Source organism: Fibrisoma limi BUZ 3 (assembly GCF_000296815.2).
Taxonomy (GTDB): domain Bacteria; phylum Bacteroidota; class Bacteroidia; order Cytophagales; family Spirosomataceae; genus Fibrisoma; species Fibrisoma limi.
This window is the reverse complement of sequence record NZ_CAIT01000009.1, coordinates 501,040-524,979: the sequence shown is the minus strand read 5'-3', so window position 1 is coordinate 524,979 and position 23,940 is coordinate 501,040. Positions and strand designations below refer to the sequence as shown.

Sequence of the window (23,940 nt, the reverse complement as noted above, 5' to 3'; positions counted from 1 at the left end):
CTATATGAAGGGTGGTTTATTGGTTATACTAACAACACTACACGTACTTAAGAAGCAATTAGTAATCAATGATTTAATTTATTAACATAGTTAGGTCACAGAACATGTTGACAAAAACTTACCCCCTCTCCATAAGTTAAGAAACCTTGTCGTAAACAATAAGCATCTAAATGACCTTAAGGCTGTTAGGAGCGTTTGAGAATCTGGATGTAAGTTATTCTATAGAATAAGAATAATAAACATAAAAACTGCATCAGTTGTCATTTGAATCAGACTCTGTCGATCTGTTTAACAACTAAACGTATCGGTTATGTACAAAAAATTACGGCGTTTTCGAACGGTCTTGGTGTTGTTTGGCAGTATGCTGCCGGCTGTACTATGTAGCAGTATGGTCATGGGGCAAGGGGTGACAACTTCATCAATCAATGGAGTAGTAACTGATCAGAAAGGGGAGGAATTGCCCGGAGCTACAGTGGTGGCCGTTTTTGTTCCATCCGGAACCCGATATGGTACGACAACCAATGCGCAGGGCCGCTACAACTTACCGGCCGTTCGCGTTGGAGGACCGTACCGGATTACGGTCACCTACGTCGGCTACCAGGAGCAAATACGGGAAATTGCGTTTGTTGAGTTGAATACGCCAATATCAGCCAATTTTACCCTGGCAGAAGAAGGTCAGCAGCTGTCAGAAGTGGTGGTAACCTCACAGCGGGGTGGGGTCATCGACTCTGAGCGGACGGGCGTATCAACGAACCTGCGTCGCGAGAACTTCGAACGGTTACCGGCGCTTAACCGGAACTTCACGGACTTGAGTACCCTGACACCCCAGGCCGGGCCTGGCTTTTCGTTTGGCGGTCGTTCGAGCCTGTATAATAACTTTTCGATCGACGGCTCAACGGCCAACAACGTGTTTGGTCTGACGGCACTGCCGGGTGGGCAGTCGGGTACGACGCCGGTGAGCATCGACGCTATTGACCAGTTGAACGTATCGATTTCGCCCTACGATGTGAGCCAGGGTTCATTTACAGGGGCCGGGGTGAACGCCGTAACCCGTAGTGGTACCAACCGGTTCGAGGGGTCGGCCTACGGTTTCTACCGGAACCAGAGCTTTGTCGGGCGCCGGGTCGAAGGGCAGGAGCAGCCGCAGGGCAACTTCAGTTTCTATAACGTCGGGGCTCGGTTGGGTGGCCCAATCATCAAAAACAAGCTGTTCTTTTTCGCAAACGTTGAGCAGCAGCGCCAGGCCAACCCGGCCGTTCTGTTTCCAATCGGCAGCACTGATTCACAGGGTCGCCCAACGCAGCAAACGCAACAGGCGGAGCAACTACGGACACTACGTGACTTTCTCGTTACGCCCAACAACGGCAAAAGCTGGACGTTTGACCCGGGGTCCCTTGATAACTTCGATCAGCTCAACCAAAGCCTGAAGTTCCTCGTCAAAATCGACTGGAACATCAGCGATAAGCACAAGCTGACCGTACGGTATAACCAGTTAAATTCGTTCAGCGACGTACCACCCAGCAACTCCGGTGGGTTTACGTCGGCTCCTCCGGGTGGTCGGCAGAACAATGTCAACGCGCTGCCGTTTTCGTACTCCTGGTATCGGATCAACCAGAACCTGCGCTCGATTATTGGCGAGTTGAACTCAACGTTCGGCAATAAATTCGCTAACAATTTGCAGTTAGGTTATACCGCTTTCCGCGACTTCCGCGAAGGCGGGGGCGGTGTGCCAACGCCCAGTTTCCCGACGGTCGATATTGTCGGGCCGAATGGCAACACGCTGACTACGTTTGGGGCGGAACCGTTTACGCCCAACAACGTGCTGAATCAGGATGTCGTGCAGTTGAACGACAAGTTTGACATCTTTCTGGGTAAGCACACCGTTTCGGTTGGTACGGCTAATGAATTTTACCACTTTTATAACGGCTTTACTCCTCAAATTCGGGGTGTTTATCAATACAATAGTGTTCAGGATTTCATTGCAAACGCAACGAATCCAACGCAGGCCAATGCCCCCACGCAGTATGCACTACAATATTCAGCCGTTCCGGGGACGCCGGTTCCAGTGGCCGAGTTCAACGCAGCCCAGTTGGGTTTTTACGTACAAGATGTTTTTAACGTAGCCAAGAATTTTCGCCTTACCGCTGGTCTACGCCTTGACATTCCAACGTATAACGACAGTAAACTGCTGGAAAACCGCTATATAGACTCGCTTTCGAACCGGCCAGAAGGATTTGCACGTGGAGAGCAAATTTTTGTCAGCCAGCTACCTAAAACAAACTTCCTGTTTTCGCCCCGGATTGGTTTTAACTGGGATGTGTTAGGTAATCGTTCGCTGCAGATACGGGGTGGTACGGGTGTTTTCACCGGTCGCGTTCCCTTCGTGTGGCTGTCGAATCAGGTGAGCAACAACGGGGTATTCTTTGGAACCGTATTGCAACAAGGTCAGGCCAATACGTTTACCAATGGCATCAGCTTCACGCCTAATTCAAACGCCTATGTGCCTGAATTGGTGGGCCGTCCGGGAGACCCGCTGGCACAAACATTTACGATCAATGCTACGACGCGTGATTTCAAGTTTCCGCAGGTGTGGCGTTCAAGCTTAGGCATTGACAAGACGCTACCCGGAAACTGGATTATTACGCTGGACGCTATTTATTCTAAGGATATCAACGCCGTGTATATCCGGGACGCAAACCTGGCGGATCCGGTCGGTACGCTGGCGGGCGATGGTCGGCCGGTATTTGGTAATGCAGCCGGGGTGGCAAACGTAAATCCGCCCTTCGACCGTCGGATCAACGATCGAATCGTGCAGGCACTGGTGCTGGACAATATCCAGCGTGGGTATTCGATCAGTTTAACGGCACAGATTCAAAAGCGACTAACGCGCGGTCTGGAAGCGTCACTGGCGTATACCTTCACAGACTCGAAAGACGTAAACGCTCAGTCGGCATCAACGGCGGGTAGTTTATACACGGGCCAGGCCATTGTCACGAGCCCCAACCAGCCGAACCTGTCTTACTCGAATAACCTGGTGCCGCATCGCGTGGTCGGTTATCTGCAATACCGCTTCGAGTACCTGAATAACCTGGCTACTACGGTTGCGCTGACGTATACCGGGCAGTCGACGGGTAACTTCTCGTACGTATATGGCGGTAACCCAAACAGCGACGGTATCAGCAACAATGACCTGATCTACGTACCGCGTAATCAGAACGAGATCGTGCTGGTGACGACCAACGCGCAGGATACCCGTACACCGCAGCAAATCTGGGATCAGTTGAATGCGTACATTGAGCAGGACCCGTATCTGAGCAAGCGCCGGGGGCAATATGCCGAGCGAAATGGCGCTTTCCTGCCGTGGCAAAATCTGGTTAACTTCCGTTTGCTACAGGATTTCTACGTCCGGGCCGGTGATCGTCGGCATACGCTTCAGTTCTCGGCCGAGGTGGTTAACCTGCTGAACCTGGTTAGCTCTAATCTGGGCCTCGCACAGTCAATCCAGCGGACTAACCTGCTGAACTTCGTAGGCTACGAAACGCCGAATACCAACACGACAGCCACGACGGGACGGCCCATCTACACGTTTACGGAGGTTTCGCCGGGTCAGGCGCTGACCAGCTCGTTCACCAACAACCTGACCTTGAGTTCGCGCTGGCAGCTTCAACTGGGCTTACGGTACATTTTCTAATGGCGCAACAGGTAATCAAACGATACGATACCGCATGAAATATACATGGAATCAATTGAGCGTCGTAATAACAGTCGCGTTCCTGTCGACGGCGCTGTTTACGGCGTGCCAGGATACCGATTATCCGGATCCGCAGCCTGCAACGGGGCCTTCGACCAACCAGGCGCGTTTTCTGTTTGTAAATGCCGCTCCAGGTGTACCGGCGCTGAATTTTTTTATTGAGAATAATCAGGTGGGACAGTCGCTGCAGTTTGGCCAAAGTGCGAGCGCTTATGCGCCCGCTCAGGCCGGATCAATCCAGCTACGGGCACGGGCGGCTTCTGGCCAGATTGGGGGCGTGTTGGGCAGCAACGACATCGTGTACCGGGCCGGAGCGACCAACCAGAACAATTTCAGCGCCAATGCGAATACGAGTTATACCGTGTTCGTGACGGATACACTAAATCGTCCCAGACCGACAACCACCAACGCGACCAACTTAGGTGGACCGCAGTTCGTAGTGGTTACGGATACGCTGACGGCTCCGGCGGCCAATACGGCCCGGGTGCGGGTGTTTAACTTTGCACCGGATGTATCCCCGGTTTCAATACGACTCGTCAATCCGACCACGAATCAGGGCGCTGCAACGTTCCTGAATCGGGCGTACAGCAACGTATCTGGGCAAAACCTGCGGTATTCAAACGTACCGGCCGGTAACTATACCGTGCAAGTGTATACGCAGGCAACGATTCCGTCAGAGGTTTCGTCACCAGCTTCCACAACGACGAACGTAACGCTGGCCGGTGGGAAAATTTACACCATCTATGCGGCCGGCCTGCTTCGGAACCGAAGCCTGAGCGTCGGTACGGTTCAGCATAATTGACGGTGTGTTTTACAGTTTTACATTAGTGCTGCCTATTACCCCAAGCCCCTGAAGGGGTTTGGGGTACTATTTTGACGACTTATACTCAGCGGGCGAGCACCATTGATTCGGCCCCTCTTCGCTTCAGTTCGTCCGTAGCCGCCTGATAGCCGGCCACGATTACTCTGCCGATGTCGTCGGAAGTAAACTTCATTAGATTCAGATACAGCGGTTCGTGCGGGCGAACCACCGTGAGGTGCATTTGCCGCCCGTGGAGCTGCTCGCGTTCGGCGAAGCGTTCGGCCCAGGCAATGTCGTTGTTAACCAGTTGATTGACCGTTATGTCTTTAATTCGGTCGGCCAGGTTCAGCAAGTTCCGGTAGTTGAACTTTTCGTTGTAGATCTTACGGGCGTGGCAGGCCACACAAACAATTTCCGTAGCGCCGTCTTCGATGGCAACGCGCAGGGGGGCTACTTCGCGAAGACCACCGTCGAGAAAGGCTTTCCGGTGATCGCCCCCGATCTGAACGGCCGGCATCAGGAACGGCAGTGCACTACTCGCATAGATGTAGTCCAGAAAGTTAGGATCAGTGGCTTCGGCGTAGAGCATGTCGCCCTCCACAATATCCACTGCCCCCACTTTGAGTACTACCGGGCCATTTCTGAGCGTTTCCAGATCAACGTGATTGCGGATGAGATTTTTGATCGGCGCATTGTCCAGAAAGCCGTCGAAACGGCTCATCAGCGTGTTGTAGCCCATACGAAACCGCGACCGGATCACAGCTACGTCCTGCGGCCGGGTTATATTTCGTATCCAGAACTCAATCAGAAACTTACCAGCCCGAATCCAGTCTACCTGTCCAGACTCGGCATACTGACGAGCCGCTTCGTTAGCGAGAAAGGTAGCGTTAAGACTACCCACCGAAATGCCATAAATACGATCGGGAACGAATCCGCTTTCAAGCAAAGCCAGTGTAGCGCCGGCCTGAAACGCTCCTTTGAGCGAACCACCGCCAAGCACAAGGGCTTTGGTGGGTGGTTGAGTAGGTTCTGCAACAACGGAAGGGTGCGGAACGGGGGGCGTTGGATTATTGATCATCGATGATTGAACGATGGTATACAGTCAGTAAGTTGTAGCAAATTGTTGTATAAACAAAGTGAAATCGATTAAGGGTTTATGGTATGGTCATTCCTTTTCTAAGCGGCTTTTTTCGGTCTGCTCATTCCTTGCTATACTTGCCGGAAATTCGGTCAGTACGAGCCGGAATTAGTAAGGTATATTCGTAGGTAATTACCCGGATCGTTGCCAGAACCTTACTGGAGCCCATGTGGTTTTCCTGGTACTGACTTATGCACTTATTAACCAGAAAATGTCGTTAACCGTCGCCGATATACAAGCCCCAATTGCTGCCGAGATGGTATTGTTCGAGCAGAAATTCCGGGACTTGATGAAGAGTGACGTCATGCTGCTCGACCAGATCATGAATTACATCGTGAAACGGAAGGGCAAGCAACTGCGCCCGATGTTCGTCTTTTTGACGGCGGGCGTTTGTGGCCAGATCACCGAATCGACCTACCGCGGGGCTGCTCTCATCGAATTGTTGCATACAGCCACGCTTGTTCACGACGACGTTGTCGATGATTCAAATTACCGACGCGGTTTCTTCTCTATCAATGCGCTCTGGAAAAACAAAGTAGCCGTGCTGGTGGGCGACTACCTGCTTTCGCGGGGGCTGCTCCTGTCGGTCGATAATAACGATTTCGACCTGCTCCAGATTGTCTCGACGGCCGTGCGGGAAATCAGTGAAGGTGAACTGCTCCAGATTGAAAAAGCGCGTCGGCTCGACATTACTGAAGATGTGTACTATGAAATCATCCGGCAAAAAACGGCCTCTTTAATCGCGGCCTGCTGCGCGGTGGGTGCCCGGTCGGCGCAGGTCGAAAAGGAAACCGTCGAGAAAGCCCGATTATTCGGCGAGAAGGTCGGTATCGCGTTCCAGATCAAAGATGACCTGTTCGACTATGGTACTGCCGAAGTCGGCAAGCCGCTGGGCATCGACATAAAGGAAAAGAAAATGACGCTGCCGCTGATCTACGCGCTACGCCAGGCTGATTACTTTAAGAAGCGCCGGATCATAAATATCGTTAAGAACGAAAGCGAAAACCCCCGAAAAGTCGCCGAGGTGATCGACTTCGTTAAGCTATCGGGGGGAATTGAATACGCTACCAAAGCCATGAATCAGTTTGTAGCCCAGGCCCATGCGCTGCTGGAAACCTTCCCGGAGTCGTCGTATCGCCGGTCGCTGGAGCAACTCGTCCAGTATACAATTGAGCGGAGTAAATAAGGGTGGGTTTGTGGTTCGACATCGGACTATTAAACCACAAACCAAGAACTACAAACTAAAACTACTCCTTCCGGCTGGCCGTCTTCTTCGAAAACAGCTTGTGAAAATCCGGGCTTTCGGTTTTCATCCACTTATCCCAGAACGTAAAGTAAAGACCGTAGTTGTAGCGGAACTGCGAGTGGTGTAGTCCGTGGTGCGTAGCACCGATCAGCCAGCGGCCGAGCCAGTGCCTGTCGAAATCGCGCGGGTAGATCTCAGTATTCAGGTGGTTGATGGCGCTTGAAATCGTCATAATCAGCAGAACAGCGCCCACGGCCGTAATATGCAGTGGAATCAGAAACATCAGGGCCGGAATAATAATGGCTTGCAGAGTACTTTCGAGGGGATGGAACGAAAAAGAAGTCCATGCCGACGTAGTGATGCTGTCGTGGTGTGTTTTATGAATCCAGCGGTATACCCCGGGCTTGTGCATCCAACGGTGCAGCCAATAATAGTACGTTTCGTGCAGAAACAGCACCAACAGCATGCTGATTGGATACCAATACCACGGATAGTCGGATAGATCGGTATAGATTTTTGTATAACCCGATTCCCAGGCAAGCAGCATGCCCATCGCCATCGCCGTAAAAATAAGCGATGTCAACACCGACCACCCAATTTCCCGAAGATGCTGATAAGGACGCCGGGGGCGGGTCTGTACCTCGCGGTGGGCAAACTGCTCTTTCATGGAGATGTTGAACAGCCACCAGAAGGTAACCGAAAACAGCACATACCGCCCAAATATGCCGATAAAGAATCCTAAGGCTGTCAGCCAGAAGCGAATCGGCTCCGATATATCAATCATAAATATGCAACGATACTGCTAGATGATTCATGAGGTAGCTGGTGTCTGCTTGTGTATAAATGAGCTTCCCGGCAAAATGTTGCAGAAGTGACAGGCTAAATTCCTGAGTGGAACACTGCGGCTCAAAACCAGCCGCCAGTTTGTTGCCCAAACATTAACAAAGTTTGTGATGTTCGGTCCCCGCTGAAACCTTACGTATCTTTGTCGACAAATTACAACGATACCAAACAGCGCATGTTGTTAGCAGGATTTCTTCGATTGGCCTCTGGATTACCCTTCCTCGCCGTCGCAATTACTACGTTTGCTCAGCCTAAAAAAGCAGCTTCTGTAACCCGCTTTCCCGACCGCCCTAAGCTCGTCGTGGGCATCGTGGTTGATCAGATGCGATACGATTATCTGTACCGGTACTATACAAAATTCGGAACGGGAGGTTTTCGCCGGTTGATGGACGAGGGTTTTAACTGCCGCAATAATCATTATCATTATGCCGCAACGTATACCGGTCCTGGTCATGCGGCCATCTATACCGGTTCGGCTCCGGCCCTGAATGGTATCGTCGGTAACGAATTTTATGACCGCAATCTGGGCCGGATGGTGTACTGCGCGGAAGACACTACGGTCAGTACCGTCGGTAACAACGGAACGGCCGGGAAAATGTCGCCCCGTAATCTGCTGGTAACAACCATTGGGGATCAGTTGAAACTGGCTACCGACGGCCGGGCCAAAGTGGTCGGTATTGCATTGAAAGACCGGGGGGCCATTCTGCCCGCAGGGCACGCAGCCAACGGCGCCTACTGGTTTGATTCCAAAGACGGTAACTTCATCAGCAGTACGTTCTATCAGAAAGAGCTGCCGGCCTGGGTGAATGAATTCAACAACCGCAAACTGGGCGATAAATTTCTAAGCCAGAAATGGGAGCCGTTGCTGGCTATGAACCAATACACCGAAAGTGCCGCCGACGATCAGGCGTATGAAGCCACACTGACGGGCGAGGCTAAAGCGGTTTTCCCGCACGAGTTTGTCGCGACGGCGGGAGGTAGCAAATACGAAATCCTGCGGACCAGCCCTTACGGCGATCAGATTACGAAAGAATTTGCCCTGGCTGCACTGAAGGGTGAACAACTCGGGCAGGATAACGTAACAGACCTGCTTTGCGTCAGTTTTTCATCGCCGGATTACATTGGTCACGCCTTTGGCACACACGCCGTTGAAACGGAAGATAATTACATCCGGCTCGACCGTCAACTGACCGATCTGTTCAACCAACTGGATGCGACGGTCGGAAAAGGGGCATGGACGGCTTTCCTCTCGGCCGATCATGGCGTTGCAGACGTACCGGGGTTTGCGCAGACGTACCGAATTCCGGCCGACGTGAAAAGTTACGGCGAAGTGGGCGAAGCCGTGAAGGCAGCTCTTGCCAAAGCCTATGGCCCCGGCCAGTGGATGCTGACCTATTTTAACCAGCAGGTGTACCTTAACCATGCGTTGCTGACCGAGAAGAAAATTGCCATTCAGGAAGTGTACGAGTTGATCAAAAGCACACTGCTGAAGCAGAAAGGAGTAATTAATGTGCTTAATCTGAATAACCTGGGTGCCGAAGCATTTCCGGAGATTCAGCTCAATATGCTGCGGAACGTATACCACCCAAACCGCAGTGGCGATTTTTATGTCATGTTTCGGTCGGGCTGGTTCGAAGGTCGTACGAAAGGAACCACGCATGGAACAACCTATGCCTACGATACGCACGTACCATTCCTGCTGTACGGCTGGGGCGTTCGGCCGGGCCAGACTGTTCGTCGAACTCAAATTGCTGACATCGCTCCGACCATCGCGGCCTTGCTGGGGATTCTCGAACCCAGCGGCAGTATTGGTCATCCCGTAGAAGAAGCGTTGAAATAGCGACGGATAAAAAACACACGTGAAACGCTGAAGGGGTGTCAGATCTTGAACCTGACACCCCTTCAGCGTTTCTATCAGTACTTACAAAATGAACTCCACTTCCTTAAAGCCGAAATACCGTATGCGACCATCAACAGCAATGGCTAGTCTGCCAGCTTCGTCGATACCGGTAATAAGGCCACGAAAAGACTCCTGATTGGCCGAAAACCAATGTTCCTCCTGATATCGGAACAGCGTTTGCAGATAAGCCGCCCGCAACGTAGCCCGCTGACCAGCCCGCAGTTGCAGGTATCGCTGCTCCAGTTTCTCGCATAACTGAGCTAATAGTCCCGGTAAGTCATAACCACTTGGGAGCGGAACCTGCCGTTGCAGCGACGTAGCGGTTGAATACATAAACTCCGTCTGGTTGATATTTAAGCCGATACCCGCCACCGACCACGCCAGATTATAGCCTTGTAAGATATTTTCGATCAGGATGCCACCCAATTTCTGTTTTTCTACGTATATATCATTGGGCCATTTGATACGCAGTCCGTCGCCAAGCAGTGGGCTGAGCGTATCAAAGATGCCGAGCGAAACGGCCGTGTTCAGCCAGAATTGTTCGCTGGCATTCAGGAAAGTTGGCCGTACGATCAGCGAAAATGTCAGGTTCTGGCCGGCCGACGCTTCCCAATGGTTCCCACGCTGCCCGCGACCGGCGGTTTGTCGGTCCGTAATGACAATAGTCCCTTCGGCGGGGTCATGTTGGGCAATGAGTTGGGCTGCTTCGTCGTTGGTTGACTGACAGCTTGGCAGATATTTGATATTTTGTCCAACAAAAAAGGATTTGGGATAGATTTTGTACAAATTATTGTTTAGTTTAGTGAAGGGAAGCTAATGAATGGTGCAGAAACAGCACATAGATGTCTGGATGGCAATGTACCCGCTGATTGGCTTATGGTGCAATGTTAAACCGAAAGCATGAGAATTAACAACAATAGCCACGTTACCGCCGAACAATTGCGCGACCTCGTCGTGAAAGGAATGCAGGAAAAAAAAGCCACCGACGTTGTAGTGATGGACCTGCGGAACGTAAAGAATGCCATTTGTGATTACTTTGTCATTTGTTCGGGTAACTCCGACACGCAGATTGACGCCATTTCAACCTCCATCGAGGAGGAAGTGTATAAAGCCAGTCACCAGGATCCCTGGCATAAAGAGGGAAAACTGAACCGCGAGTGGATTCTGCTGGACTACGTCGACGTTGTGGCACACGTTTTCAAGAAAGACCGTCGGTCTTTCTATGACCTGGAGCAGCTCTGGGGCGATGCTGAAATTCAATACGTCGAGGAGCCGGTTTTAACAACGGCTGCGTAAGTTTACCGGTTGATTGAGCCAGTGCGAACAGGTCAGTCTTAATCAACCGTTTATTGAACATAAGAACCGCCTGTCCGAACCGTTTCGTTGTAGAAACATTCACCTTCGAAACGGTGTTACCCATTGAAATCCGTTTGTACAACCTGAGGAAATGTCAGAAAACAACAATAGAAATCCGTTAGCACCCCGGGGGCCACGTAAACCTAACTTCCAGGGGTGGATTGTCGCTTTACTGATTGCCGCTATCCTGGGGATTACATTCTTCAACAAAAGCAGCGCTACCCGCGAAATCTCGCAAAAGCGCTTTGAGCGAATGGTGAAGGATCGTGAAGTCGCCGAAGTAGTGGTGGTCAACGACAAAATTGCCGAAGTTACGCTAACCCAGCAAGCTGCACAAAGTCCAAAATATCGGGGCTTCTTCTCCGATAAACCATATTTTGGCGCTAATCATGGGCCGCACTTTCAATTCCAGATTGCCTCAGGCGAGACCTTCAAGAAAGACCTTGATGAGTTGCAGCAGGGCCTGCCCGACAACGAGAAGATTGATTATCGATTCGAACAGCGGGGCGACTGGAGCCAGTGGATTGGCACCTGGGGCTTCCTGATTATCATGATCCTGGCGATGTATTTTCTGCTGGGCCGTATGTCGGGTGCTGGTGGACCCGGTGGGCAGATATTTAACATTGGTAAGTCGCGCGCTGCCCTGTTCGATGCCGAAAATAAGGTGAAGATTACGTTCAACGACGTAGCTGGCCTTGATGAAGCCAAAGAAGAAATCAAAGAGATAGTTGACTATCTTAAGAATCCGACCAAGTTCACGAAGCTGGGCGCCAAGATTCCTAAGGGTGCGCTGCTGATTGGCCCTCCGGGTACAGGTAAGACCTTGCTGGCAAAGGCCGTAGCAGGTGAAGCCGGCGTTCCATTCTTCTCGCTGTCAGGTTCTGATTTCGTCGAAATGTTTGTGGGTGTCGGGGCTGCTCGGGTACGTGACTTGTTCAAACAAGCGAAAGAGAAAGCACCCTGTATCATTTTCATCGACGAAATTGATGCCGTGGGTCGTTCGCGGGGCCGGGGCTCTATGCCGGGTGCCAACGATGAACGCGAGAACACGCTGAACTCACTGCTGGTAGAGATGGATGGTTTTGCTACCGACTCCGGTATCATCATCCTGGCTGCTACAAACCGTCCGGACGTACTGGACCCGGCGTTGCAGCGTCCTGGTCGTTTCGACCGTCAGATCAGCATCGACAAACCGGACATCGTTGGTCGTGAAGCGATCTTTAAAGTACACCTGAAGCCACTGAAACTGGCTCAGGACGTTGATCCGAAAGATCTGGCTGCTCAGACACCTGGTTTCGCGGGGGCTGAAATTGCCAACGTTTGTAACGAAGCCGCCCTGATTGCCGCCCGTCGCGACAAGGAGTTGATCGAAATGAAAGACTTCCAGGATGCAATGGACCGTGTTATCGGTGGTCTGGAGAAGAAGAATAAAATTATTTCGCCTGAAGAGAAAGAGATCGTCGCGTTCCATGAGGCTGGTCACGCAGTAGCGGGCTGGTACCTCGAACATGCTGATCCGCTCGTGAAGGTAACGATCGTACCGCGTGGTGTGGCCGCGCTGGGTTACGCACAGTATCTCCCGCGTGAACAGTACCTGTACCGGACCGAGCAGCTCATGGACGAAATGTGCATGGCGCTGGGCGGTCGGGCTGCCGAAGACCTCGTATTCGGCAAGATATCAACGGGTGCTCTGAGCGATCTGGAGCGTATCACGAAGCTGGCCTACAGCATGGTGACGATGTATGGTATGAACGACGTGATTGGTAATGTATCCTTCTACGATTCAAAGCAGTCGGAATACGCGTTCAACAAGCCGTATTCGGAAGAGACCGCCAAGCACATTGATGAAGAAGTACGCAAGATCGTAGATCAGGCTTATAACCGCACGAAAGAGTTGCTGAGCGAGAAGCGAGAAGCGTTGGATATCATCGCTAAAGAGCTGCTCGAAAAAGAAATATTGTATCAGAACGACCTGGAACGTTTGATTGGCAAGCGGCCATTCGAACGGGAAACGGTTTACCAGGCTTACAAAAATAAAGGAGCGGAGGTGAAAGAGGAGATTGGTCGTGAGGCCAAGCCCGCTGAAACTGAGCCTCAATCGTTGCCTATGTAATCCAGTTGCTGACAAAACTAAATAAGGCCGGTGTTCGAACACCGGCCTTATTTTTTGCCCAATTCAATTGCCTGCATGTCAAGGATCTGCCGGCCATTAAGAGAAAACCGCACGACTGTCCGCATGCGGTGAAAGCCGGTTTTTCCGGCGGCTCCAGGGTTCATGTATAATAAACCCGGTAGATTTGGGTCGCGCACAATTTTCAGAATGTGCGAATGACCGCAAATAAACAGGTCTGGTCTATGAATCTGTAAGTTTGGTCGGACAATGGGGTTATACTTCGGTGGGGCTCCGCCAATGTGTGTTATCCAGATATCAAAGCCTTCGAGCGTAAATCGGAGGTGAGAAGGCAGATCGCTGGTTTCCTGATCGATATTACCGCATACTGCCCGGACCGGTTTAAAAGCCTGCAGTTGTTCTAAAACGGTCAAAGCACCGACATCCCCCGCGTGCCAGATTTCGTCGCAGGTATCAAAGTAGGTAAAAACCTGCGGGTCAAGGTAGCTGTGTGTATCAGAAATAAGGCCGATTCGAGTCATTTTAAACGCAAGGGCGCAACGTTTACGCAAAGTACGCAAAGATTTGATGCTGCTTCAGCGAAAAGGTTACGCCCTCGGGTTTAAACTATTTAGGCAGACAAGCCCAAAATCATATCTTTCATCTCTGAGCGGATCTTTTTCTTGTCAATCTTTCCGACGCTGGTTTTGGGAATTTCTGGGACGAACACAATCCGGTCAGGCACGTACCATTTGTTCAGTTCTCCTCGCTGAACCTTGTCGAGTAAACCAGCTTTGATCTGATCCGTAGTAACGTTCTCGGCTGCACCGGGCTTCAGAACAATGAGGGCATGAGGACGTTCGCCCCATTTATCGTCGGGAAGGCCAACGACGGCTGCTTCGGCCACACCGGCTGCCTGCGAAAGTAAGTCTTCAATCTCCAGTGAGGAAATCCATTCGCCACCGGTTTTGATAACGTCTTTCGTTCGGTCAGCAATCTGGAGCCAGTTGTCGGGTGTAATTGTGGCTACGTCTCCGGTATGCATCCAGCCATCGCGCCAGAGTTCAGCACTCCGGTCGGGCTCCTTATAGTAGCCCTGGGTGAGCCAGGGGGCATGTACCACCACTTCACCCAGCGATTGTCCATCATGGGGAACAGGGTTTCCATCATCATCAACCAATCGTAGTTCGACAAAGGGCGCAATTCGGCCAGCCCGGGTTCGTAAATCAACCTGCTCGTTGATAGGAAGCGGTTTTTCCTGATCGTTCAGGTACGTAATGGTCAGCACCGGAGCGGTTTCGGACATACCATAGCCAGCATATACCGAGATGTTCAGGTCCAGGGCAGCTCGTGCTAGTCCTTTGGTTAGCGCCGACCCCCCAATAATGACCTTCCAGCGGCTTAAATCAACTTGTTTAGCGACTGGGCTGCTGACGAGCATGTTCAGGATTGTTGGGACGCAGTGGGATAACGTAACGCCTTCTTTAAGCAAAAGCCGAAGCAACATTTCGGGCTCATAACGCCCCGGGTATACCTGCTTCACCGACATCATAGTAGCCAAAAAGGGGAATCCCCAGGCGTGGACATGGAACATGGGCGTAATAGGCATGTACACGTCAGTAGCGGACCGAAATGGAACGGCTTCATAACCGACTACGTAACTGAGCAGCCCCATAGTATGCATAAACAATTGCCGGTGCGAGAAGTAAACACCTTTAGGGTGTCCCGTAGTACCGGTTGTGTAGAACGTAGTTGCCCAGGTATTTTCGTCAAAATCGGGAAAATCATATTGATCCGAAGCCTCCGCCAGCAGGCCTTCATATTCGCCGTCAAATCCATCCGGTATGGTTACTGCCGATGAATCTGTATAAACCTTGTCGCTAATCAATACGAATCGGTTGACTGTTGTCAATTGACTTTTAATTCCATTCAGAATTGGTAGAAAGTCCTCATGAATCAGCACAATCTTGTCTTCAGCATGATTCATTGTATAAAGAATCTGAGCCGGTGACAAGCGAACGTTGATGGTGTGCAAAATGGCCCCCAGGCTGGTTACTCCAAAGAAACATTCCAGATACCGGTGGCTATCCCAGTCGAATACGGCTACGGTGTCGCCCGGCCCCACGCCCAGGTTAGTGAGTACGTTGGCCAGTTGCCGAACTCGCCGGTTAAAGTCGACGTAAGTCATTCTAAACAGATCGCGGTAAATGATTTCGCGCTGAGGTTCATATTTCAGGGATTGAGCCAGCAGATGCTTAATTAACATGGGGGTCTCATAAGCCTGAGCAGTGCGGGGAATAAGCTTGGTATTTATCATAAACGGCGAGAGCTTTTATCCTTAAAGGTACTGTCCTATAACATTACCAACAAACTTTTGTATAAAGCCCGCTTTCTAATACACTGTCGTGTATACATTCATTCAATCAATCCATTGAAATAAGATTATTTAGTTATAATCAATTTAAATAGCTTTATTATTAATATTTTATGCAAAATGTTAACTAATATTAGATATTGTATTTAATTTTATGAAAAGTAATTCCTTATACACAAAAGTTAACGTTAGCAACCAACCAATCTCATTATGTCAAACAAGTATGTATCAATAGGTGTATTAGTAGCCGTTATGGGGCTTACGGGCTGTTCGCGGGAGGACGCAACTGAACAGCAGGCTAAACCCGAATTCATGATGTCAACTACAGCCGAACAGGCATATCCGGGACAAACCGGGGAAACAAAGGTCGCTTACTTTTTTGGCCAGAAGCTGGTGTACCAGGCCATCAACGGTGAGGCTGTGTTTGAAGGCGACATGCTACTCAACCCGTCTGACCTGCGCGATGATCCGTACACAGAGACCCAGGGAACAGGCCGCTCCAGGGCTTCGTCACGCTGGCCGGGTAAGGTGGTTTATTACAGCATCGATCCGACCTTACCCAACCAGACGCGTGTGACAAGTGCCATTGCTCACTGGGAAGCCAATACGCCAATTCGGTTTGTGCAGCGGACGACGCAGAACGCCTATGTTGTGTTCCGACCGGGGAGTGGTTGTTCGTCGTCTGTAGGTTATACAGGTGGTGTGCAGTACATCAATCTGGCTACCGGCTGTTCAACAGGAAACACTATCCACGAAATTGGTCATGCTATCGGTTTGTGGCACGAGCATACGCGCGCTGATCGCAACACATACGTTACCGTTAATCTGGGTAATGTTACCACGGGTTACGAAAGTAACTTTCAGACCTACGTAGAATTAGGCCGCGACGGGTTCGATTATGCAGGTGGGCTGGATTTCGGCTCTATCATGCTTTACAGCTCGTACGACTTTTCAAAAAATGGCCTGCCTACGCTTACTAAAAAAGATGGCTCGACTTTCGTAGGGCAGCGCAATGGTCTGTCGCCGGTAGATATTAACACCGTAAAGTATATGTACCCGTAACTCATTGTGTTTCAGGGTGCAAAAGTAAAACTGTAAAATTACCTGTTTGCCTGAAAATGCCCGGCCACCTGGCTGGGCGTTTTATTAAGTATGTAGATCTCGAACGAATATGCCCTCGTAATAAAGCAGACACTATGGACATAAGCACCGTGCTACAAAGTTTCCTAAGGTTGTCGGCCATATTTGAAAAACGGGCTGGTCGTTATCAAACTTTTTAACTGATTTTGTAGATAAAAGTATAGCAATCCTGTTTTGTGCGTTCTTGTAGAAGGCGGGTTTCATATCCAATCGGCCGAGTAGAAGAACGAGATGCGGAAAAAAACCGTAAAATTTCAAAACAAAGACAAATCGGTATTTTTTCCGATGCTTCGAGAGCGAGTTGACCAGTACTTTGCCGAACAATCTCTATCGAAGCAGGGAGATCAGCAGTTGGTATGCAAAGGCATTTTCATGCTTTGTTTGCTGCTAGTACCTTATGGATTGATTCTTTCCAATCAATTTACCGCCTGGGCCATGCTGGGATTTGCGGTGCTGATGGGTCTTGGAACTGCCGGTGTAGGCATGGCCGTGATGCATGATGCTAATCATGGCTCATTTTCTAACGTACCCTGGATCAATACGCTGTTCAGTTCCTGCCTGTATCTGTTGGGAGGGAATGTACTGAACTGGAAAATACAGCATAACACCCTCCACCATACCTATACCAACATCCACGACGTAGACGAGGATATTACAGGAAAATTTTTGTTACGGCTCTCCCACAGCGACGAGCGGAAGCGTATTCACCGGTATCAGCATATTTACGCGTTTCTGCTGTATGGATTGATGACGGTTTCTTTCTTTATCAAAGATTTTCGGCAGGCATACCGATATAACCACAAGCAGGAGGGGAAACTGATTAAACCATTCTCGAACCGCGACGTTGCCATTCTCATTGGCAGCAAAGTCTTTTATTTGCTCTTTATCGCGGTGCTACCGTTGCTAATAACCGACCTGACATTTGGGCAATGGCTCCTTGGTTTTGCAGTTATGCATTTTACGGCAGGTCTGGTGCTGAGTACCATTTTTCAACTGGCGCACATTGTAGAAGGTGCCGAACAGCCTGCTCCCGACGATAGCGGAATTGTAGGAAACGCCTGGGCCATTCACCAGATGCAGACTACGGCCAATTTTTCGTGCCCGAAACTGCTTTCCTGGTTCATTGGCGGACTGGATTTTCAAGTCGAGCACCATCTCTTCCCCACGATTTCGCACATTCATTACAGGGCGCTTTCACCGATTGTACAACGTACAGCCGAGGAATGTGGCATTCCTTACAACAACAAGGCGTCGTTTCCTGAGGCTATTAGTTCGCATATCAAGATGCTGAAAGTACTAGGCCGGTAAAGAAGAAATCCTCTTCCTACCGGCCTGGTACTGTTTGTTCATGATGCTAGGTTACAGGAGAAGTCCTGCCAGCGTTGCGGACATATAGCTGGCCAGCGTTCCGCAGATGAGAGCCTTGAAGCCCAGCCGGGCAAGGTCGCTCCGACGCGAAGGGGCCAGCTCGCCAATGCCGCCTACCTGAATGGCAATCGAGGAGAAATTGGCGAAGCCGCACAAGGCAAAACTGGTGATGGCGATTGTTTTGGGGTCCAGCGTCTGCTTGATTTTTACCAAGTCGAGATAGGCCACAAATTCGTTGACGACCATTTTGGTACCCATCAGGGCGCCGGCGGCTTCAATGTCCTTGCCAGGGACGCCCATCGCCCATGCAAAGATGGAGAATAGTTTGCCCAGCAGGTAGTTCAGGCTCAGGTTGTCTATGCCTAATACGTAGAAACCCAGCCGGAACAGCAGGCTATCGATCAGGGCGATCAGGGCGATGAACCCGATCAACATAGCAATCACGTTAAACCCAACTTTCAACCCTTCGCTGGCACCTGCTGCAATGGCATCCAGCAGATTGGCGTGGGTCTTCTTGATTTCGAGTTTCACCGTTCCCTTCGTTTCAGAAACTTCCGTTTCGGGGTATACGATCTTACTAATTACCAGCGCCCCCGGTGCAGCCATGATGCTGGCCGCCAGCAGATAAGGGGCCGGTACGCCCAGCGAGATATATACCGCCAGAACGCCCCCCGCAATACAGGCAAAGCTACCGGCCATCGACGCCAATAGCTCAGAATTGGTCATGGACTTCAGATAAGGCTTCACCATAATCTGCGCTTCGACCTGACCAACAAACGTACTGGCTACGTTCGAGAGAGCCTCGGCTCCACTAACGCCCATGAGCCACTTCATCATACGGGCCATGACGGCTACCACCCGCTGCATGATGCCGAGGTGGTAGAAAATGTTGACCAGCACCGCCACAAAGATGATAGTCGGAATAATCTGGAAAAAAAAGATGAGGTTATTTCCAGCCCCGAAAGCCTCGGAAAGCAAATTACTCTTGACAAGTGGGCCAAAAACGAATGCGGCACCAGCGCCGGCTTTTTGCAGAAGCCGGTCGACGTAGTAACCTAAGCCCTGGAAGATTTGCTGACCGATGGGTGTTTTCAGTACGAACACCGCGAGTCCAAACTGTAGTGCCAGGCCAACCCCAACTGTACGGTAGTTAATTGCTTTGCGGTTATTTGACATTGCATAGGCAATGCCGAGAATCAAAACGATGCCGATTAGGCCGGTAAAGCGGCTCATTGAATAGGGGTGTCGTGGTAATTTTTAAGTTAAGCCTGCGAAGATACGAACAAAAAAGGAGGAAAGGGAGGAGGGAGGAAAGGGATAGGTCCCCTGATTTTAGACCCCTTCCTCCTTTTCTCTCTTTCCTCCTCTCCTCCCTCTAAATCAAATATCCGCAATAGCCCGTTCAGCACCTTCCTGGTATTCTTCTTCAATGATCGCCTGATCGGCGGGCTTCAGTTCAGGATCGAATAGCCGGGCGGCCATGACTTCTTTTTCGGTCACGTCGAAGAATCGCTCATGAATATTAAATGGCTTTTCGCCGGTGGGTACTTCGCATTTTTTGTAGGTTCCATCTTCCTGCAATTCATAGGCATTGACATTGTCAAGCAGGTTGTAGGCAAGAAGCAGGATGGCCTGCTGCTTCACCCGCTGGTCGGCCAGAATGAACAGCGATTCAATTCGACGGTCGAAGCTGCGAACCATGATGTCGGCACTACCCCCATACACCTTCGGGTCGCCGTTATTGTGGAAGTAAAACACGCGGGTATGCTCCAGATAATCGCCCACGATCGAACGAACTGTAACGTTCTCGCTCAGCCCCTTTCGACGCGGACGGAGGCAGCAGATGCCCCGCACGACCAGCCGGATAGGAACTCCGGCCTGCGACGCTTTGTACAGTTCATCGATGACCAGTTTATCCTCCAGCGAATTGAGTTTGATGCAAATCCCACTCGGTAAGCCTCGCTGCGCATTTTCAGCTTCGGTCTGGATCAGTCGAATCAATTGGTCGCGCATACCCCGCGGGGCCGTAATCAGGTACCGGTATTCGTTCGGCAGTGAGTGGCCGGTAATGACATTAAAAAACTCGGAAATGTCGTGCGTATATACTTCGTCGGTCGTCAGCAGACCAATGTCCGTATAGAGCCTTGACGTATCTTCGTTGTAGTTACCACTGGCCATATGGGCGTAGCGCACCACCCGACTGCCCTCACTACGTACAACCAGCAGTAGCTTGGTATGGGTTTTATAGCGGCTGATGCCGTAGATGACAAAACAGCCGGCTTTTTGCAAACGCTGAGCCTCCCGAATGTTGTTTTCCTCGTCGAAACGGGCTTTTACTTCGAACAGCACCGATACGTGTTTGCCGTTTTCAGCGGCTTTCAACAGCGCTTCCGTAATCCGCGACCGTTTAGCCAGTCGGTAAACCGTAATTTTAATGGCCAATACGTTCGGATCTTCAGCCGCCTGTTCAAGCAATTGCAGTACGGGTTCGAAATTGTTGTACGGATGATGCAGAAGGACATCCCGCTGCCTGATTACCTCAAAAATATCGTCGATTTTCTCCCTGTTCAGGCCGAGTGGTGGCACCGGTGCATGTGGACGAGGCATGTCGTCCTTGAACTCAGGATGACGAACAATTTGCCATAATGCGGAGAAATCAAGTAGATAGGGAGCTTCAAACAAATTCAGCTCGTCAATTTCCCAACGTTTTTTTAGCAGATTGATCATCCAGATGGCTCCGGGCGTATCGGGGTTAAATGACTCTATCTCAACCCGCGTAACGCGCCCTAACCTACGGTTTTTGATTTTCTGCCGGACCTCATCCAGGAAATCGGCTTCGTCATCGTCGTTTTCGTCGAGCGTAAAATCACCGTTCCGGGTAATCCGGAAAAGGTTAACCGAAATGATCTCTACATTCCGGTACAGCTTCTTGATATTCTGCCGGACAATTTCTTCAATAGGTAAGAAAATCACTTCCTCGTCGCGATCAAACGGTAGGAATCGCGGCAGATTGGCCGGAATCTGCACGAACGACAGGCGCTGCCGTTCGTCCTCATCTTCCGTGCGCAAACTTTGCAAGGGAGCGCCATCAGGATTTACCGTCACAACGCCAAAAATCAGGACTTTAGCTAACAGCATCGGGAACGTATGCGTGTAGTCATACAGCATTGGTGTCAGCGTCGGGTAGATCGTCCGGTCGAAGTAATCGGTAGCTTCAGCCTGTTCGTCAGCGGTCAGTTCGTCAAAATGAACCAGACGAAGTTGATTATCCGTGAAAAGCGGTAATAACTCCTCAACAAAGACCTGTTGTTGCTCGCGGTTAAATTGCTGGGCGGCCGTGAACAGAGCTTTGCGGAATGGCACTTCACGCAGGCCGGAATAGTCAACGCGTTGCTTGTGATAATCGAGGTAATTGTAAAGACTTCCAACGCGTATCATGAAAAATTCGTCCAGATTCGACGCCGAGATAGCCAGGAATTTTAACCTCTCCATTAACGTACGATCGGCGCTACGAGCTTGATCCAGTACTCGTTCGTTGAATTTCAGCCAACTTAGATCGCGGCTTAGATAATCACTTTGTTCAATGACGCTAATTACCTTTTCGCTAACTTTTGCCATTTTATCAGAAGCTTTTTCGGCGGTGTTCTGTGGTCGTTGTGTTAATCGGGAAACCAGGTTTCCAAGTAAGGTTCGGTTGGTGGGCATAGCGAAACGTATACAACTTTATTGACTAAAACTACAACAAAAAAGCGGGCGTTTCGGCCCGCTTTCACTGTCTTTTTCTTAAACGTCGACTCTGGCGTATTTCGCGTTCCGTTCGATAAAATCGCGTCGGGGAGCTACGTCGTCGCCCATTAGCATCGAGAAAACGTGATCAGCATCGGCGGCCGATTCAACCGTCACCTGCTTAAGACTCCGGCGGTCTGGGTCCATAGTGGTGCTCCAGAGCTGCTCGGCGTTCATCTCGCCCAAACCTTTGTATCGCTGTACGTTCACACTTTCTTCGCGTCCTTCACCAGCCAGTTCTTTCACGGCCGCTTCGCGTTGTTGCTCACTCCAGCAGTAACGCTCTTCCTTGCCTTTCTTCACCAGATAGAGCGGTGGTTGAGCAATGTACACGTAGCCGTTGTCGATCAGGGCCTTCATGTTGCGGTAGAACAGGGTCAGGATCAGCGTTCGGATGTGACTACCGTCCACGTCGGCGTCGGTCATGATAATGATTTTGTGATAACGCAGCCGGTCGAGATTCATCACGGTTTCGTCGCCCTGTTTCTCAAGCCGAACACCGAGGGCCGTCCAGATATTCTTGATCTCTTCGTTCTCGTAAATCTTGTGTTCCAGCGCTTTCTCTACGTTCAGAATCTTACCCCGTAGCGGCAAAATTGCCTGGAAGGCCCGGTTCCGCCCCTGCTTGGCCGTACCGCCGGCCGAGTCGCCCTCTACCAGGTACAGTTCGCATTTTTCGGGATCCGTGTCTGAGCAGTCGGCCAGTTTACCAGGCAGCCCCATGCCACTCATGAAGTCCTTGCGGTCGGCCATGATACGCTTGTAGGCCTGCTCAGCCGCGATACGAGCCTGTGCCGAAATCAGGACCTTCTTGATGATGCCCTGGGCAGTTTTGGGATTCTCTTCAAGCCACGTTTCGAGCAGGTCTGCTACGGTCTGACTAACCGCACTCACAACATCCTGGTTACCCAGTTTCGTCTTGGTCTGGCCTTCAAACTGCGGTTCGGCCACTTTCACTGAAATAACGGCGGTGAGACCTTTGCGGAAATCTTCGCCCGAAAACGTAACCTTACCGGCGTTTTTGCCGAGAATGCTGCTGTTACGATCAGCGTAGTTTTTCAGCACCCGGGTAATGGCCGAGCGGAAGCCCTGAACGTGCGTACCACCTTCGTGCGTGTTGATGTTGTTCACGTACGACATGACGTTCTCGCCTGCTTCGTAGTTGTACACCAGCGCTACCTGCACAGGCGTTGCCCCTTTCTCGTTCTCCATGTATACCGGCTCCATACCGTCGAGGGCGGGGCGGCTCTCATCGAGATACTTGACGAACTCAATCAGACCCCCTTCCGAGAAGAACTCATTCTGATTGATGGGTTGACCACTCTCATCAAGTTCGCGCAGGTCGCTCAAGATGATGTGGATGCCCTTATTCAGGAATGCCAGCTCACGCAGACGACCCGCCACGGTGTCGTACTTGAAAACCGTTTCGGTAAAAATGCTGGCGTCGGGCTTGAATCGCACGATAGTACCGGTGTCCTCGGCTTCGCCAATCACCCGAACATCGTATTGAGGATGGCCGGTTTTATACTCCTGTTCGAAGATTTTGCCTTCGCGGTGAACTTCCACACGCAGGTCGGTAGACAATGCGTTTACGCAGGAGACCCCTACGCCGTGCAAACCACCCGAAACCTTATACGTGTCTTTATCGAACTTGCCACCCGCGTGCAGCACCGTCATAACCACCTCAAGGGCTGATTTGCCCATTTTGGTATTGATGCCGGTCGGGATACCCCGGCCGTTGTCAGTGACGGTGATGGAATTATCTTCGTTGATGGTTACTGTAATCTTGTCGCAGTATCCGGCCAGGGCCTCATCGATGGAGTTATCAACAACTTCCCAGATGAGGTGATGCAGCCCTTTGATGCCTACATCGCCGATGTACATGGCGGGGCGTTTACGAACGGCTTCCAGACCCTCTAACACCTGAATGTTATCGGCATTGTAGCTGCCATTTGCGTTGACTTGGCCCGGTGTACCGGCTACCTCCGGCTGGATGTCTGCTTCAACAAGTTCGTTTGTCATATTGGAATGAAAGTATGTCAACAATTATCCTGGTAAGGGGTTCGGAAGTTGGGTCAGCACCCTGGGTTATCTGACCCATTATAGATTGTAAAAATACAAAAAAA

16 protein-coding genes are annotated in these 23,940 nt (G+C 50.8%); 8 read left to right on the top strand and 8 right to left on the bottom strand.

The annotated features are described in order from the left end of the window. The first annotated feature begins 310 nt into the window (after window positions 1-310). Both BN8_RS21730 and BN8_RS21725 read left to right on the top strand, forming a co-directional pair. Window positions 311-3,691 (top strand): TonB-dependent receptor, encoded by a 3,381-nt coding sequence (locus tag BN8_RS21730; protein ID WP_040006426.1) that lies wholly within the window; start codon window positions 311-313, stop codon window positions 3,689-3,691. Between the two features lie 34 nt (window positions 3,692-3,725). Continuing rightward, window positions 3,726-4,553 carry a DUF4397 domain-containing protein gene (locus BN8_RS21725; RefSeq protein ID WP_009284096.1) on the top strand — a complete coding sequence of 276 codons (828 nt, stop codon included), beginning with the start codon at window positions 3,726-3,728 and terminating at the stop codon, window positions 4,551-4,553. An 85-nt stretch (window positions 4,554-4,638) separates the two neighbouring features. Here the strand turns inward: BN8_RS21725 and BN8_RS21720 are convergent, their stop codons facing one another. Continuing rightward, window positions 4,639-5,631 (bottom strand): patatin-like phospholipase family protein, encoded by a 993-nt coding sequence (locus BN8_RS21720; protein ID WP_009284095.1) that lies wholly within the window; start codon window positions 5,629-5,631, stop codon window positions 4,639-4,641. Between the two features lie 271 nt (window positions 5,632-5,902). On the opposite strand from BN8_RS21720, the gene BN8_RS21715 reads away from it, so the two are divergent. Then, the gene (locus BN8_RS21715; RefSeq protein ID WP_009284093.1) at window positions 5,903-6,877 is read left to right on the top strand and encodes a polyprenyl synthetase family protein; all 975 of its coding nucleotides are present in this window, start codon (window positions 5,903-5,905) and stop codon (window positions 6,875-6,877) included. A 61-nt stretch (window positions 6,878-6,938) separates the two neighbouring features. Here BN8_RS21715 and BN8_RS21710 read toward each other — a convergent pair whose 3' ends face one another. Next, entirely contained in the window at window positions 6,939-7,721 is a 783-nt protein-coding gene (locus tag BN8_RS21710) for a sterol desaturase family protein (RefSeq protein ID WP_009284092.1), read from the bottom strand. Window positions 7,722-7,955: 234 nt separating this feature from the next. Here BN8_RS21710 and pafA point away from each other — a divergent pair, with 234 nt between their 5' ends. Then, the gene (gene pafA / locus BN8_RS21705) at window positions 7,956-9,620 is read left to right on the top strand and encodes an alkaline phosphatase PafA (RefSeq protein WP_009284091.1); all 1,665 of its coding nucleotides are present in this window, start codon (window positions 7,956-7,958) and stop codon (window positions 9,618-9,620) included. A gap of 81 nt (window positions 9,621-9,701) precedes the next feature. Here pafA and BN8_RS21700 read toward each other — a convergent pair whose 3' ends face one another. Continuing rightward, window positions 9,702-10,466, bottom strand: coding sequence for a biotin--[acetyl-CoA-carboxylase] ligase (locus BN8_RS21700; RefSeq protein WP_009284090.1), 765 nt, complete (start codon window positions 10,464-10,466; stop codon window positions 9,702-9,704). 114 nt (window positions 10,467-10,580) lie between these two features. Here BN8_RS21700 and rsfS point away from each other — a divergent pair, with 114 nt between their 5' ends. Together rsfS and ftsH are read left to right on the top strand one after the other, a co-directional pair. Beyond that, a complete protein-coding gene (gene rsfS, locus BN8_RS21695) occupies window positions 10,581-10,976 on the top strand; it encodes a ribosome silencing factor (protein WP_009284089.1) in 396 nt (131 codons plus the stop codon). 151 nt (window positions 10,977-11,127) lie between these two features. Continuing rightward, window positions 11,128-13,149, top strand: coding sequence for an ATP-dependent zinc metalloprotease FtsH (gene ftsH, locus BN8_RS21690; RefSeq protein ID WP_009284088.1), 2,022 nt, complete (start codon window positions 11,128-11,130; stop codon window positions 13,147-13,149). Window positions 13,150-13,196: 47 nt separating this feature from the next. On the opposite strand, the gene BN8_RS21685 is transcribed toward ftsH, so the two are convergent. After that, window positions 13,197-13,688: a metallophosphoesterase family protein gene (locus tag BN8_RS21685; protein WP_009284087.1), complete on the bottom strand. Its 492-nt coding sequence runs from the start codon at window positions 13,686-13,688 to the stop codon at window positions 13,197-13,199. 89 nt (window positions 13,689-13,777) lie between these two features. After that, window positions 13,778-15,463: a fatty acid--CoA ligase gene (locus tag BN8_RS21680; protein ID WP_009284086.1), complete on the bottom strand. Its 1,686-nt coding sequence runs from the start codon at window positions 15,461-15,463 to the stop codon at window positions 13,778-13,780. A 267-nt stretch (window positions 15,464-15,730) separates the two neighbouring features. On the opposite strand from BN8_RS21680, the gene BN8_RS21675 reads away from it, so the two are divergent. Together BN8_RS21675 and BN8_RS21670 are read left to right on the top strand one after the other, a co-directional pair. Beyond that, window positions 15,731-16,582 (top strand): M12 family metallopeptidase, encoded by an 852-nt coding sequence (locus tag BN8_RS21675; protein WP_009284085.1) that lies wholly within the window; start codon window positions 15,731-15,733, stop codon window positions 16,580-16,582. 363 nt (window positions 16,583-16,945) lie between these two features. Further along, window positions 16,946-17,968 (top strand): fatty acid desaturase family protein, encoded by a 1,023-nt coding sequence (locus BN8_RS21670; RefSeq protein WP_229368240.1) that lies wholly within the window; start codon window positions 16,946-16,948, stop codon window positions 17,966-17,968. 51 nt (window positions 17,969-18,019) lie between these two features. Here the strand turns inward: BN8_RS21670 and BN8_RS21665 are convergent, their stop codons facing one another. The 3 genes from BN8_RS21665 to gyrB form a co-directional block, all read right to left on the bottom strand. Next, window positions 18,020-19,261 (bottom strand): NupC/NupG family nucleoside CNT transporter, encoded by a 1,242-nt coding sequence (locus tag BN8_RS21665; protein WP_009284083.1) that lies wholly within the window; start codon window positions 19,259-19,261, stop codon window positions 18,020-18,022. A 147-nt stretch (window positions 19,262-19,408) separates the two neighbouring features. Beyond that, window positions 19,409-21,646: a polyphosphate kinase 1 gene (gene ppk1 / locus BN8_RS21660; RefSeq protein ID WP_040006707.1), complete on the bottom strand. Its 2,238-nt coding sequence runs from the start codon at window positions 21,644-21,646 to the stop codon at window positions 19,409-19,411. Window positions 21,647-21,811: 165 nt separating this feature from the next. Further along, window positions 21,812-23,836 carry a DNA topoisomerase (ATP-hydrolyzing) subunit B gene (gene gyrB, locus BN8_RS21655; protein ID WP_009284081.1) on the bottom strand — a complete coding sequence of 675 codons (2,025 nt, stop codon included), beginning with the start codon at window positions 23,834-23,836 and terminating at the stop codon, window positions 21,812-21,814. Between the last annotated feature and the right edge of the window lie 104 nt (window positions 23,837-23,940).

Coding starts and splice junctions, on each gene's coding strand:
- BN8_RS21730 (WP_040006426.1), top strand. CDS start 311: ATGTACAAAAAATTACGGCGTTTTCGAACGGTCTTGGTGTTGTTTGGC.
- BN8_RS21725 (WP_009284096.1), top strand. CDS start 3,726: ATGAAATATACATGGAATCAATTGAGCGTCGTAATAACAGTCGCGTTC.
- BN8_RS21720 (WP_009284095.1), bottom strand. CDS start 5,631: ATGATCAATAATCCAACGCCCCCCGTTCCGCACCCTTCCGTTGTTGCA.
- BN8_RS21715 (WP_009284093.1), top strand. CDS start 5,903: ATGTCGTTAACCGTCGCCGATATACAAGCCCCAATTGCTGCCGAGATG.
- BN8_RS21710 (WP_009284092.1), bottom strand. CDS start 7,721: ATGATTGATATATCGGAGCCGATTCGCTTCTGGCTGACAGCCTTAGGA.
- pafA (WP_009284091.1), top strand. CDS start 7,956: ATGTTGTTAGCAGGATTTCTTCGATTGGCCTCTGGATTACCCTTCCTC.
- rsfS (WP_009284089.1), top strand. CDS start 10,581: ATGAGAATTAACAACAATAGCCACGTTACCGCCGAACAATTGCGCGAC.
- ftsH (WP_009284088.1), top strand. CDS start 11,128: ATGTCAGAAAACAACAATAGAAATCCGTTAGCACCCCGGGGGCCACGT.
- BN8_RS21685 (WP_009284087.1), bottom strand. CDS start 13,688: ATGACTCGAATCGGCCTTATTTCTGATACACACAGCTACCTTGACCCG.
- BN8_RS21680 (WP_009284086.1), bottom strand. CDS start 15,463: ATGATAAATACCAAGCTTATTCCCCGCACTGCTCAGGCTTATGAGACC.
- BN8_RS21675 (WP_009284085.1), top strand. CDS start 15,731: ATGTCAAACAAGTATGTATCAATAGGTGTATTAGTAGCCGTTATGGGG.
- BN8_RS21670 (WP_229368240.1), top strand. CDS start 16,946: ATGCTTCGAGAGCGAGTTGACCAGTACTTTGCCGAACAATCTCTATCG.
- BN8_RS21665 (WP_009284083.1), bottom strand. CDS start 19,261: ATGAGCCGCTTTACCGGCCTAATCGGCATCGTTTTGATTCTCGGCATT.
- ppk1 (WP_040006707.1), bottom strand. CDS start 21,646: ATGGCAAAAGTTAGCGAAAAGGTAATTAGCGTCATTGAACAAAGTGAT.
- gyrB (WP_009284081.1), bottom strand. CDS start 23,836: ATGACAAACGAACTTGTTGAAGCAGACATCCAGCCGGAGGTAGCCGGT.